Source organism: Iningainema tapete BLCC-T55, assembly GCF_014698965.1.
GTDB lineage: Bacteria > Cyanobacteriota > Cyanobacteriia > Cyanobacteriales > Nostocaceae > Iningainema > Iningainema tapete.
In genome coordinates this window covers 58,265-70,767 of sequence record NZ_JACXAE010000074.1, presented here as the reverse complement: position 1 = coordinate 70,767, position 12,503 = coordinate 58,265, and the positions used below count along the sequence as shown (strand labels likewise).

The window sequence follows — 12,503 nt, the reverse complement described above, 5'->3', positions numbered from 1 at the left end:
ATAATGTCAACAGCTCCTTCAAACTATTTCGGAGTCAATTATGAGTGCTGTATTAATTGAAAATTTAGACCCTATTATCTTAGAAAAACTAGAAATTCTTGCTCAACAGCATGGTCGAACTTTGCAAGAGGAATTAAAAGATATCCTACAGCAAGTAGCTGAAAATAAACTATATTATCGTACAAATGGTGATATGGCGTATGCAAGAGCTGCGGCTGCTCGAATACGCCAACAGTTAGCTGGTGGTATCCATACTGACAGTGCTGAACTCCGACGAGAATCAGCTTCTTGGGTTGGCATTAGGCAATACACAGATAAATTCTCACCCCAGTTAGCTAATCCAGGATATATTGCGCGTTCTCGCCAAATATACGAGCAGCTTTGCTCAGAAATAGACTTAGATTATACTGGTTGGTATGTTGCTATTGAACCTGATAGCGGCGATTATTTCCTTAATACCAATAAAGCTTTAGCCCAACAACAAGCGCGTCAAAAACATCCAAAAAAACTAATTTGTACATTCCAATTAACTACACACGGAGGATAGTTATAAGAGTTGATAGAAGGAAAATTTAGTAGTAGAGGAGAACTATTTTTTGAGATCGACTTTGTAGCGTCAGATGGATTAATCATTACAGTTGATGCGCTGCTAGATACTGGTTTTACTGACTGGCTAGCGATTAACAAACAAGATGCTATAAGTTTGGGATGGCAATTGGTTAATAATGATGAAACAAGGCTAACAGCACTTGGTGAAGGACAGTTTAGTATTTACGCTGGGACTGTAAATTTAGATGGACAGATGTTCAACATACCTGTTATTGGAGGAGATGCTATTACTGAAGTACTTTTAGGTTTACCTTGGCTGTTTACGCGAAAGCTTGTTGTTGATTTTCCAGAAAATTTTTTGACTCTAGGCTAATGTATTACATAAATTACTTTCCTTGCCAAAGTTGCTGTAATCTGTAAAAAACTTTGACCAATATCTCCTCTAGCCAGAGCATAGCGCGGTCAAGCCATTCTAGAATTAGTTCTAAAGGATGCTTTTGATAACCAATAGTATGAGCTTTTGTTTCGATATAATCTGGTTTTGCTTCAACATTACTATGGCGACGTTGCTGTGGAGATAAGTCTGTACTGTCACTGGTAAAATTGGTAATGTCAGATGCAGTTTGCTGTGCAGTGGTAATTCCTTGAGATTTTTTCTGAGTAGTAGTTAAGTCACGGACTGATTTTTTGTGTTGCACTAACCCAGAACCAGATTTTGGTTGTTGCAAAAACTTGAACAAATTGTTAACTCGATTGTCAGGAGAATAATCGGCTGATGGTGCGCTGGTGAGAGCAGGGCTTGTAGGGGAAGTAACATTTTGATGCTCTACACTTACTTCCTCTTCATCACCAAACAAATCACTGTAAGTTAACCAAGGATCTGCTAAATTATCGTGCCATGTATAACTACCCAGTACAGCAATAGGAAGACGTTGTGACAGTTTTTTGTCTGAAGTCTGCCCAGAAATTATCTGGCGTTCGGCTTTAATATTTTCCGATGTATTTTGCGTCAATTTTGGGTTGATGCCATCGCCAAAAAAGAAATTCAGCGCCGCCCAAATCAAAGCCGGAATTGCCGCCGTCGATTCTAACTTGGCAACGGCTGAGTCTATAAATACCAGTGCTGGGGAAGGACGAAAAGAAAGATCTTCCGCTTCTAAATTTGTTTCCTGAGTAAACGTAGGCGTATTATTTGTCACATCGCCAGTCAACTTTGCTAACAAGCGGTCAATTTCGGGTAAAGTATTTTCGTGAGATGGGGGTGGAGCTGGTTGTTGCTTACCTGAGCGCAGTTGTTTACCTGCTGACTCTTTAGCTTTTTGTAATAGTAGATGTAGCGGGTATAAAAGTGATTCTAAAGACCAAGTTGTAGCAACTTGCACATGTCTAATAGTACGCTCAAACTGCTCGCTTAAGCGCCGAGTCTGTTTGTGGACAAAGTTAAACAGTTTGCTTTGATAACGACCATTCGAGGCAGAATGCATGATAGTAACTTGTAATTGCGAGCGTGGCGTATGAATTTTCCTGTAACCCAATCTAATCATACTAATTCTATTGTGGCAGCAATTGAGCGGTTGCGCTCTTTATGTCAGGTTAATATTCAGTCTTCTTGGCTTTTGTATATTGGTGACTTGTCCATAGCTGATGTTACGGCATCCTTATCAAGTTGGGAAGTTGCCTGTGTTAATGCCAAAGTGCAGATTACTTGGGAGGCGGGGCGAAAAGTACTGTGGCTGGGGCAAAAATTGGTAATTCCCCATGATTTACACGGTTACGCTTTACAAGGTTTATCTTTAAAATTGGCGCTTCATTGGTGGGCAGATTCGGCTCAGGTTTTTGTGAATGGTAAGTTGGTGGCGGCTGGTGATTTGTTTGATTGTTCGCCACGTGTGCTAATTAGTGCAGAGGTTCAGCCTGGGGAAGAGTTTGATGTTGCTTTGCGGTTAGTAAGTCCGGGACATTGCGATGGTGCTTTGGTAAAATCGCTGCTGGTTTATGAGTCTAGGGAGGGGTTAGATCCGGGTTTTGTTGCTGATGAGTTGGCTGTGTTGTTGCGTTTTTTGGAGGGGGAGAGTGAGAAGTTGGATGTTTTGGCGGCGGCTGTGGGTGAGATTGATTGGGATGGATTGAACCGCGTTCGCGAAGCGTCTCGAAGAGAAGACGCGAAGAACGCGAAGGAAGAGTTTGAGAAGTCTCTGTTTGCCGTGCGTTACGAGCTTTCTTCTCTGGGCGGTTTAAAATCTAAAATCTATCTTTTGGGTCATGCGCATTTGGATTTGGCATGGTTATGGCCTGTGGGTGATACGTGGAAGGTGGCGCAGAGTACTTTTGAGTCGGTGCTTGGGCTTCAGGAGGAGTTTGAGGAGTTGATTTTTTGTCATTCTACTCCGGCGCTTTATGCTTGGGTTGACTCACATCGTCCGGATTTGTTTGCTGCGATTAGGCGGGCGGTGGATGCGGGGCGTTGGGAGGTTGTGGGTGGTTTTTGGGTTGAGCCGGATTTAGTTTTGATTGCTGGTGAGTCGATTGTGCGTCAGCTTTTGTATGGGCAGCGCTATGTGTTGGAGAAGTTTGGCAAGTTTTGTAGTGTGGTTTGGGTACCGGATAGTTTTGGTTTTTGTGCTAGTTTGCCACAGTTTTTGGTTGATGCTGGGATTGAGTTTTTTGTGACGCAAAAGTTGCGTTGGAATGATACTACTCAGTTTGATTATGGCGCTTTTTGGTGGCGTTCTGCTGATGGTAGTGAGGTTTTTAGCTTGATGTCTGCGTTGATTGGTGAGGGTATTGATCCGGTTAAAATGGCATCTTATTCTTGTGAGTGGTTTAATCAAACAGGTATTTCAGCAGCGCTTTGGCTTCCTGGTGTTGGCGATCATGGTGGTGGTCCTACTCGTGATATGTTGGAGTTGGCACGGCGTTGGCAAAATTCTCCTTTTTTTCCTCAGCTAGAATTTTCTACTGCACAGAAGTATTTGTCAGGAGTCAGGAGTCAGGAGTCAGGAGGAGCCAGTTGCGTGCGGAGGTTTCCTCCGTTGAGCAACCTGGCGTTCAGGAGTCAGGAGTCAGGAGTCAGGAGGAGCCAGTTGCGTGCGGAGGTTTCCTCCGTTGAGCAACCTGGCGTTCAGGAGTTAACCCAATTCCCTACATGGGAGGATGAATTATATTTGGAATTTCATCGCGGTTGTTATACTACTCACGCGGAGCAAAAACTTTGGAATCGTTTTTGTGAAGGTTTGTTGTATCAAGCGGAATTGTTTGCGGCTTTGGCAAGTATTAGCTGTGGGAGGGATTATCCCAAGGTTGAATTGGAAGTTGCTTGGAAGAAGGTTTTATTTAATCAGTTTCACGATATTTTACCAGGTTCTTCGATTACTCAGGTTTATACGGATGCGCTTTTGAGTTGGCAGGAGGTGGAAAGGGTTGGTAATGAGATTTTGCAGCATTCTTTGAGTGCTTTGGCAGCAAGAATAAATTTACTAGAGTCGCCACCAACTGATGGTTTACCAATTGTGGTGTTTAATTCTCTTAATTGGCAGCGTTCTGAGGTGGTTTCTGTTAGTTTACCTTCAACTGATCGCAACTGGCAGGTTTATGATGGCTCTGGGCAGGTTCCTTCTGTGTTGGCTGATGATTCGATTTTGCTGTTTTTGGCAAGCGATATTCCTGCTGTTGGCTACCGTGTTTTTTGGTTGGTACAGACGATGACTGTAGAGACGCCCCAGCAGTATACCGATGATTGGGTGATGGAGAATGAATTTCTGCGCGTTGTTGTTGATGCGGAAACAGGCGATTTGTCAAGTGTTTTTGATCGGATGGAGCAACGAGAAGTTTTGAATGGTGCTGGTAATCAATTGCAAGCTTGGCAAGATTGTGGTCAATATTGGGATGCTTGGAATATTGATCCTAATTATGCTCAGCATCCTTTGCCGCCGACTCGGCTTAAATCTATTGAGTGGTTGGAAAGAGGTTTTGTACAAAGTCGGGTGCGTGTGGTACGTCAATTAGGTAATTCTGAGTTTCGCCAAGACTACATTTTACAAGCGCGATCGCAATTGCTGAAAATTGCCACTAAAGTTGATTGGCAAGAACGTCAGGTTTTAGTGAAAGCTGCTTTTCCTCTCAATGTGGAGGCAGAGTTTGCTAGCTATGAAATTCCTTGTGGTGTTATTCGTCGCCCTACTCAACCGCAAACTCCCAGAGAAAAGGCAAAATGGGAAGTTCCTGCTTTGCGTTGGGCAGATTTGACTGGTCATCAGTACGGTGTTAGTTTGCTTAATGATTGTAAGTATGGTTATGATAGTCAACCTAACCAATTACGCTTGACTTTACTACGCAGTCCTAATTGGCCCGATCCACAAGCAGATCGAGGCATTCATGAGTTTACTTATGCATTATACTCTCATGTTGGTGGTTGGGAATCTGCTCATACGGTTAGACGTGGTTATGAGTTAAATATTCCTCTACAAGTTCTGTTGGTTACTCAACAACAAGAACAGGATCATAAGTTTTTGTCGCCTGTTGGTAGTTTCTTTGATTTAGGGGCGGAAAATTTAATTTTGATGGCGTTTAAGCAAGCTGAAGATAATCAACAAGAGTGGATTCTTCGCTGTTATGAGTGTCATGGAGCATCAGCAGAGTTGCGTTTTCAAAGTGATTTGGGATTGACGCTAACAGAGTCTGTGGATTTGTTGGAACGTTCTTCTGCTACGCCAGAATTTTCATACTCGCAACAAATATTAACTGTTAAACCGTGGAAAATCACTAGCTTTAAGGTTTTGAGTTAAGGAGTCAGAAGGAAGCAGTGCGTTGCTCTGGTTCCCATTGAAGCATCTGCCGTTCAGGAGTCAGGAGTTTAGATGACTTCTGGCTTACCTTACTACTTGTATCATTTAGTATAAAATATTACTTATAATTAGCAGGCGTGGCGGTTTTGACTTTTACACAACATAACTAAAAAAAGTGCAACTTTACATAACTACTTTGACAAATTTTTGGGAGTTGGCAATTTATTACGTATTTATACAGGTATTCTGCTAATATTTAAGCACTTAGAAAATTATACACATTTTGTAACATAAGGTAGTGAATATGATTCTGCACTTGTACAAGGTAGGGCTAGTTTCATTGGCTGCTGTGGTGGTAAGTCTTGGATGGGGTACTGCGAAAGCAAACGCGCAGACTGCCTTTGAGACTTTTGAATTTAAGACTAGCTACAAAACAGCAGTCGAAATTAATCCTTTCAATCAGGAAGGTATGGTCAGGGCAACCATTACAGGTGAGAATAGTGATGCGCCTTACGGGTTGAATTTCTTTACTAGCAATACTTACGGTTTGCTTCAGCCTGTTACCAATCCAGCGATCGCCAAATACAACTTTAATTCAGATCCTGGAACGTTTGGCTTGACTGGTGAACCAGTATTTTTTGACAGGTATTACGGCGGTGCTAATGAGTTATTTGGTAAAGCTAACGACAGCGCTGAAATTAACTTTGAGACAGGCACAATCAAGGGTGGTGGCACGATAACTATCTTTGATGGAACTGGTATTTTTCAAGGTGCTACAGGCACAATCACGTTCACCCAAGAGGACAGACTTGCTCCCCCTGGAGCGCCATCTCAAGGTGAGGCTGTATTATCATACTCTCTGCGCGTCCCTCGTGCAGTTCCAGAACCAGGCACAAATGCTTCCCTCATTGGGTTAGGTGTAATTGGTGGTGGTTTAGTATTACGTCGCCGCCTACAGGGTATTGCGTAGAGACGTTCCGCCGGAACGTCTCTACAAAAAGACGCGCTATTATAGCGCGTCTTTAATTTTTTAGTCTTCATGATCCTCAAAGGGATCAGAAAGCTGTTTTCCAGGAGGACCAAAAGCAGTGTAAATAGATACAGCTGTGATGATAATTACAACTGCACCGACGGAAATGCTAAGAACTGTTGCGGGTTCCATAACAAGTTATGTTTATGAGTAGTATTCTTATAGAATATTACAGAAGATTAAAAAAAGCTTTGGCAACTCAGATTAGGTGAACTATGGCACAAAGGACGCGGTTGGGAGACATCCTCAAACCTTTGAACTCGGAATATGGTAAAGTAGCGCCAGGATGGGGTACTACCCCCCTCATGGGTGTTTTTATGGCGTTATTTTTAGTTTTTCTGCTGATTATTCTGCAACTGTATAACAAATCGCTCTTGATTCAAGATGTGACTGTTGATTGGCGGACTTTGGGCAGATAACAGGTATAGCCCACTCGATCTTGCACAAGTTACAATCCCATACCCGGACTAGTCCGGGTATTTTCATGAGCTTTATACTTGAAAGAGATAGTCAGATGTATAGAACGAAAAAAAAATGAATATATTTGGTATCGGTTTGCCAGAAATGGCTTTAATTATGGTAGTGGCGCTGTTAATCTTTGGCCCCAAAAAGCTACCTGAGGTTGGTAGGAGTATGGGTAAAGCGATTCGCGGTTTTCAAGACGCTTCTAAGGAATTTCAAAATGAGTTTCAAAAAGAAGCAGAGCAAATAGAAGAAGCGATGAAGACTACTGCCGAAATTGAACCCAAGCAATTAGAAGCAGCTCCCATGCAAAATAACAATACCAGTTCTACATAATAGAGTGACAGAGGTTGTTAGTAAGAATTTGGTAATTCCCCAGCTAATTGTCGGGTTGGGGAATCCGGAACCTAAGTACGAACAAACACGCCACAATATTGGTTTTGCGGCAGTAGATGCTTGTGCACGTTCCTGGAAAATACCAATGGCTGAAAATCGTAAGTTTCAGGGGGAGTATGGCGAAGGAATAGCACCTAGTGGTGAAAAAATCCGGTTGCTGAAGCCACTTACTTATATGAATCTCTCTGGGCAAGCTATCCAAGCGGTAACTAGTTGGTATAAGTTATCGCCAGAGTCAGTGCTGGTGATTTATGATGAAATGGATCTGCCCATGGGAAAAACTAGGCTGCGCTTATCTGGTTCGGCAGGGGGACATAATGGAATTAAAAGTGCGATCGCACACCTTGGTACTCAAAATTTTCCCCGATTGCGTATAGGTATTGGTAGACCAAAAAATGAGAATACTGGATCAAGTACTGTGTCTCATGTACTGGGAAAATTTTCTGCGGCGGAAAATCAATTAATGTCTGTTGTACTCCAGTTTGTTGTTGAATGCGTGGAACTTTCTCTTCAAGGCGGAGTCGAAAAAGCAATGAATGTTTGCAACAGCCGCACTATTGACAGTCCTCAGTCTTAGCCTTAAAAACAATTCACACCCCTTAATGGGGTGTGCTTAATCATTTTAATGAATTTTTGTAACAATCACAGCCTAACTGCGATGATATATTAGCGTAGCTACGCTATGTAATGCCATTATTACAGATGTTTAGTTAAATCGCCGCTTGCGTCTTGCTGCAACTGCTTTGCGTTTGCGCTTTTCCAAAGGTGTTTCAAAGTGCCGATGATACTTAACATCGGCTAAAATCCCTGCTTTGGAAACTTGGCGTTTGAACCGACGTAGAGCCGAATCTATTCCTTCATTTTCTCCTAGAAGCACTTGGGTCATTATTATTCCTCACTTCGTTATTCCCCATAATTCTAGAATAAGCCGACAAGAAAGCACCCTAAGTCACGTCTTCTACATCCTCATCTTGTGTTTTAATCAAAAGAGCTAATTTATAGATGTGGCGGCGAGACAGGGCTGTTTCTTGGGCTAATTGCCGACTAGCTTGCGATCGCGATATTCCCTGATTAATCATCGTTTCTAATTCACGCACAATTTCTGCTTCGCTTAGTTGGGCAGCATTGGGTGGACTTCCGGCGACTATAATTGTGTATTCTCCAAGAGGTTCTTTGTCGCGATAATGTGCTATTGCCTGTGCGATCGTTCCCCGCCAAAATTCCTCATACAATTTAGTTAACTCTCGTGCCAGCACAATTTGCCGCTCTGGAGTAAAAGCTTCTGCTAAACTTTGTAAAGTTTCGATTAAGCGGTGGGGAGATTCATAGAAAATTAATGTGCGCGATTCAGAGGAGAGAGTTTCTAAGTGTTCTCGCTTAGCTTTAGTTTTCGCTGGGAGAAAACCTTCAAACACAAACTTATCTGTTGGTAATCCCGCTGCTACCAAAGCTGTAATTGCCGCAGTTGCACCAGGAATTGGTACTACTGGTATTCCCTCGGCTATACAAACTTTAATTAGTTCATATCCGGGATCGGAAATTCCCGGCATCCCAGCATCAGTAACTAGAGCAATGCTTTTACCATTACCTAGCTGTTGTAATAACTCCGGAATACGACTGCTACGATTATGCTCATGATAACTCGTTTGGTTTGTCTTGATTTGAAAATGTTGTAGCAGTTTACCTGTATGACGAGTGTCTTCGGCAGCAATCACATCCACCGTTTGCAAAATGCGCACCGCCCGGAATGTCATATCTTCCAAGTTGCCAATTGGTGTACCAACGATGTAAAGTGTTCCTGGTTTGGGATCGGTTTGCATATGCGTTCGGATGTTAGGGTAGAGACGCTCCAGCGGAGCGTCTGTACAAAAGATGAGGAAGATTGTGCCGAAAAATGACAAATCCAAAATCCGCATTCCCAGGCAGGAGCCAGGGAACGAGGCAAAATCCAAAATATCACGGTTTGTTTGTCGGTTTAGTAACCTTGGATTTGATTTACCTTGCCGATAATCCCCCCAGCAATAATCAAAAAATTGTTGCTTCTGACTATACTGTAGCGGCTGGTGGTCCAGCAACAAACGCTGCTGTTACTTTCAGCTATTTAAATCGTAGAGACGCGATAACCCTTGTCTCTACCGTGATGGGTGTGGTGGGTTCTCATCCCATGACGCAATTAATCAAAGGAGATTTGATAAAATATGGAGTGGTGATCGCTGACTTAAACGACAGCACAACTCAACCACCTCCTGTATCATCTATTATTGTGACGCAAACCACAGGTGAACGAGCTGTTATTTCCATTAACGCTGTCAAAACACAAGCAAGTAGAGAAGCTATTACACCAGAGATTTTAGAAAATATAGATATAGTATTAATTGATGGGCATCAGATGAGTGTTGGGAGTGTAATTGCCCAAATGGCTAAAGCGAAGAATATACCAGTTGTCATTGATGGCGGTAGTTGGAAACCTGGATTTGAGCAAATCTTACCTTTTGTCGATTATGCCATTTGTTCTGCCAATTTTTCTCCTCCCGGCTGTCAAAGTGAATCAGAAGTTCTTGCATATCTAAAAGATATACATATCCCTCATATTGCAATTACCCATGGAGACAAACCCATTCAATACCTGACAGGCAGTACCTATGGCTATTTAGATGTGCCAAATGTCCAAGCTGTTGATACACTAGGGGCTGGAGATGTATTTCACGGTGCTTTTTGTCACTATATTCTCCAGGAAAATTTTACCACTGCACTCTCGTTGTCAGCGCAGATTGCAAGTTTATCCTGTCAATATTTTGGCACACGCCGCTGGATGGATAATAAGGAGATAAAAATTAAGTAAATGCAATTACCAGAAATACTCGAAATAACTCGTAGCATCGGTTGGGAAGCAGCAGATTTACTAAAATCTTACTACCACCATAGTAACCAAAACCTAGAAATACAGTATAAACAAAACGATCCTGTCACCGCAGCAGATTTAGCTGTAAGTCAATTCATTTTGCAAAAGCTACAAGCAGCTTTGGGAGATGAAGATTTTGGCTATATTAGCGAAGAAACTTACACATCATCACAAAATCCAGCACCTACATGGGTGTGGATAATTGATCCTTTAGATGGCACGCGAGATTTTATCGAAAAAACTGGGGAGTATGCAATTCATATCGCTTTAGTTAAAGAAAAACGCCCAGTGCTAGCAGTAGTAGCAGTACCTGAAGCACAGAAGTTGTATTACGCCACCAAAGGCGGTGGTACGTTTGTCGAAACACGCGATCGCAATATAAATTCTTTACAGGTATCTTCTCATAAACCAGTTGAAGATTTAACCTTAGTCGTGAGTCGTTCCCACCGCAATCAAAGATTAGATTATCTGCTGCAACACTTACCTTGTCAAAATCAGAAAGCTGTGGGGAGTGTAGGCTGCAAAATTGCCACAATTGTAGAAAAGCAGGCAGATGTGTATATTTCTTTGTCTGGCAAATCAGCCCCAAAAGATTGGGATATCGCAGCACCAGAGCTAATTCTCACAGAAGCAGGAGGTAAGTTCACTCACTTTGATGGTACGCCATTGCAGTATAACACAGGTGATGTAAATCAGTGGGGTGGAATACTTGCTAGCAACGGTCAGTTTCATGAAATGCTTTGTCAGGAAGCAGAAAGGATTTTAGCAGAGGTGGATGAGAAAATAAAATAGATGCACATTCCTTAAATTCTATTCTTCATCATCAAATACTGGAGGCCAAAGTTCAGCAATAGGCAACTCCCAGCCGGGAAAAAGATCGGGCAATGTCAAGACATCATTATTTTGTAATATAATTGGATCTTGCTCGGTGCGGTAGACGGTTAGCATTTCTTTATCTGGGTCAATTAAGATCCCAACCTGTGTTCCCAGTTCTAAATATAGATTGATTTTTTCCTTTAGTGGTTTGAGGCGATCGGTTTTTGATTTAATCTCAACTGCTAAATCTGGCACTAAGTTGACAAAATTGCGCCGACTACGCGGCAATCGTTGTGCTTTAACAAAGGATACATCAGGTGCTCTTAAATCTGAATTGGGTAAAATAAACCCGCCACTAGAATCATACACTCGTCCTAAGCGTTTGGGTCTAACCCAGTTAGCAAGCAACCGACTAAACTCAACTCCAATCTCGCTAGATATATCATCACACGGTCCCATAATTACAATTTTCCCATCCTGTAACTCTACTTGCCAATCGGGGTGTTCTCGCTGAACTTGCTCTACATCTGTAATAGTGAATACCACGGTGATGACTCCTTTAAACTTTCCTGAGTTGATTTTAACAAACTCATAGTGCCATTCGATTCCTAAGTGACAGGTAAAATGAAGGTTAGGTAGTCTTGCGGTGTGACAGTAGAAAAATCTCAGGCGAAAAAATAATTCATACTAGAATTCAGCAACACCAGGTTGTGAGTAGGGGCAAACGGTGAAACTAAGATTAAAATCAAAAAGAATAAATATACTCTGCTATCTCTCACCCTGTATTTTTAAACATAATGTTGAGACTTTATCATGTTTTGCTCGGTTTAATCTTGTTGGCTTTAGCACCCATAGGAGTACAATTGGCTCGCTCTCACTTTGATTCAACGAGCAAATCAGATTCAAAACAAGTGATACAACCAGCTGCCGTAAATACTCCTCCACCTAAAACAGCCGTTGCGCCCAATCCTAACTCAGGAAATATCTGGAAAAGTATTTTGGGCAAAACTACTGCTCCCCCTGAGTGGCGAGTTACCCCTTGTGAAAAGACAGGAAGTTTACTGTGTGTTTCTACTAAAGGACAAATTTTAGGTACAGTGGAATTGGGATTTTATCCGCTAGGACAACAATACGATTTCCAAAAAATGCTGAAGGCAGTTGGGATTACGCCTGGTGCAAAAGTTGATTACCAAAGTCCTAAGTACCAAACTCAGATATCAACAGCACTAAAAACTTGGATTGCGCAACACTACGCTGATGTATCAAAAGATCGTTTGCTGAGTTACGGCGATCGCATTTCTTTCTCACCACAGCCCCCAGAAAAGGTATTCTTTGGTAAACTGCAGGGAATGCGCTATGGATTTGCAGGTGTTAACCAAAAAGGTGGCGCTGTACAAGAGCAAAATCTAGGTTATGTCGCTTTCGATGGTACAGCACTTTACGTAATTACTACTGCATTTGACCCATCTTCTGTCACCGGGAAGTTTGATACACTAGAAAATTTTCAGCGTTTTGAACCGCATTTGTCTACGATTGTGGCTGGTTTAAAGTTACCCCAATAGAC

At 42.2% G+C, this 12,503-nt stretch carries 15 protein-coding genes; 10 read left to right on the top strand and 5 right to left on the bottom strand.

The features are described 5' to 3' along the window. Nucleotides 1-40 precede the first annotated feature (40 nt). Nucleotides 41-547: a FitA-like ribbon-helix-helix domain-containing protein gene (locus tag ICL16_RS45910; RefSeq protein WP_238360928.1), complete on the top strand. Its 507-nt coding sequence runs from the start codon at nucleotides 41-43 to the stop codon at nucleotides 545-547. Between the two features lie 9 nt (nucleotides 548-556). Next, complete coding sequence (locus ICL16_RS24010; RefSeq protein WP_190832911.1) at nucleotides 557-922, top strand: aspartyl protease; 366 nt, start codon at nucleotides 557-559, stop codon at nucleotides 920-922. A gap of 13 nt (nucleotides 923-935) precedes the next feature. On the opposite strand, the gene ICL16_RS24005 is transcribed toward ICL16_RS24010, so the two are convergent. Continuing rightward, nucleotides 936-2,033 carry a hypothetical protein gene (locus ICL16_RS24005; RefSeq protein WP_190832909.1) on the bottom strand — a complete coding sequence of 366 codons (1,098 nt, stop codon included), beginning with the start codon at nucleotides 2,031-2,033 and terminating at the stop codon, nucleotides 936-938. Nucleotides 2,034-2,063: 30 nt separating this feature from the next. Here ICL16_RS24005 and ICL16_RS24000 point away from each other — a divergent pair, with 30 nt between their 5' ends. Next, complete coding sequence (locus ICL16_RS24000) at nucleotides 2,064-5,333, top strand: alpha-mannosidase (protein WP_190832907.1); 3,270 nt, start codon at nucleotides 2,064-2,066, stop codon at nucleotides 5,331-5,333. 304 nt (nucleotides 5,334-5,637) lie between these two features. After that, nucleotides 5,638-6,303 (top strand): PEP-CTERM sorting domain-containing protein, encoded by a 666-nt coding sequence (locus tag ICL16_RS23995; RefSeq protein WP_190832904.1) that lies wholly within the window; start codon nucleotides 5,638-5,640, stop codon nucleotides 6,301-6,303. A gap of 60 nt (nucleotides 6,304-6,363) precedes the next feature. On the opposite strand, the gene psbN is transcribed toward ICL16_RS23995, so the two are convergent. Continuing rightward, the gene (psbN, locus tag ICL16_RS23990; RefSeq protein ID WP_190832902.1) at nucleotides 6,364-6,495 is read right to left on the bottom strand and encodes a photosystem II reaction center protein PsbN; all 132 of its coding nucleotides are present in this window, start codon (nucleotides 6,493-6,495) and stop codon (nucleotides 6,364-6,366) included. An 83-nt stretch (nucleotides 6,496-6,578) separates the two neighbouring features. Between psbN and psbH the strand changes: the two genes are divergently transcribed. From psbH to pth, 3 genes are all read left to right on the top strand, one after another. After that, nucleotides 6,579-6,782, top strand: coding sequence for a photosystem II reaction center phosphoprotein PsbH (psbH, locus tag ICL16_RS23985; protein WP_190832900.1), 204 nt, complete (start codon nucleotides 6,579-6,581; stop codon nucleotides 6,780-6,782). A gap of 115 nt (nucleotides 6,783-6,897) precedes the next feature. Continuing rightward, nucleotides 6,898-7,161 carry a TatA/E family twin arginine-targeting protein translocase gene (locus tag ICL16_RS23980; protein WP_190832898.1) on the top strand — a complete coding sequence of 88 codons (264 nt, stop codon included), beginning with the start codon at nucleotides 6,898-6,900 and terminating at the stop codon, nucleotides 7,159-7,161. A gap of 4 nt (nucleotides 7,162-7,165) precedes the next feature. Next, complete coding sequence (pth, locus tag ICL16_RS23975) at nucleotides 7,166-7,798, top strand: aminoacyl-tRNA hydrolase (protein ID WP_190832896.1); 633 nt, start codon at nucleotides 7,166-7,168, stop codon at nucleotides 7,796-7,798. Nucleotides 7,799-7,927: 129 nt separating this feature from the next. Here the strand turns inward: pth and rpsU are convergent, their stop codons facing one another. Both rpsU and rsmI read right to left on the bottom strand, forming a co-directional pair. Next, nucleotides 7,928-8,107: a 30S ribosomal protein S21 gene (rpsU, locus tag ICL16_RS23970; RefSeq protein ID WP_190832894.1), complete on the bottom strand. Its 180-nt coding sequence runs from the start codon at nucleotides 8,105-8,107 to the stop codon at nucleotides 7,928-7,930. Nucleotides 8,108-8,165: 58 nt separating this feature from the next. After that, nucleotides 8,166-9,041 carry a 16S rRNA (cytidine(1402)-2'-O)-methyltransferase gene (gene rsmI, locus ICL16_RS23965; RefSeq protein WP_190832891.1) on the bottom strand — a complete coding sequence of 292 codons (876 nt, stop codon included), beginning with the start codon at nucleotides 9,039-9,041 and terminating at the stop codon, nucleotides 8,166-8,168. A gap of 74 nt (nucleotides 9,042-9,115) precedes the next feature. Here rsmI and ICL16_RS23960 point away from each other — a divergent pair, with 74 nt between their 5' ends. Beyond that, nucleotides 9,116-10,063, top strand: coding sequence for a sugar kinase (locus ICL16_RS23960; protein ID WP_190832889.1), 948 nt, complete (start codon nucleotides 9,116-9,118; stop codon nucleotides 10,061-10,063). Continuing rightward, nucleotides 10,064-10,915 carry a 3'(2'),5'-bisphosphate nucleotidase CysQ family protein gene (locus tag ICL16_RS23955; protein ID WP_190832887.1) on the top strand — a complete coding sequence of 284 codons (852 nt, stop codon included), beginning with the start codon at nucleotides 10,064-10,066 and terminating at the stop codon, nucleotides 10,913-10,915. 18 nt (nucleotides 10,916-10,933) lie between these two features. Here ICL16_RS23955 and ICL16_RS23950 read toward each other — a convergent pair whose 3' ends face one another. Further along, on the bottom strand, nucleotides 10,934-11,485 hold the full coding sequence (locus tag ICL16_RS23950; protein WP_190832885.1) for a Uma2 family endonuclease: 552 nt from the start codon (nucleotides 11,483-11,485) through the stop codon (nucleotides 10,934-10,936). A 365-nt stretch (nucleotides 11,486-11,850) separates the two neighbouring features. Here ICL16_RS23950 and ICL16_RS23945 point away from each other — a divergent pair, with 365 nt between their 5' ends. Further along, nucleotides 11,851-12,501 (top strand): hypothetical protein, encoded by a 651-nt coding sequence (locus ICL16_RS23945; RefSeq protein ID WP_337907110.1) that lies wholly within the window; start codon nucleotides 11,851-11,853, stop codon nucleotides 12,499-12,501. Nucleotides 12,502-12,503: the final 2 nt, after the last annotated feature.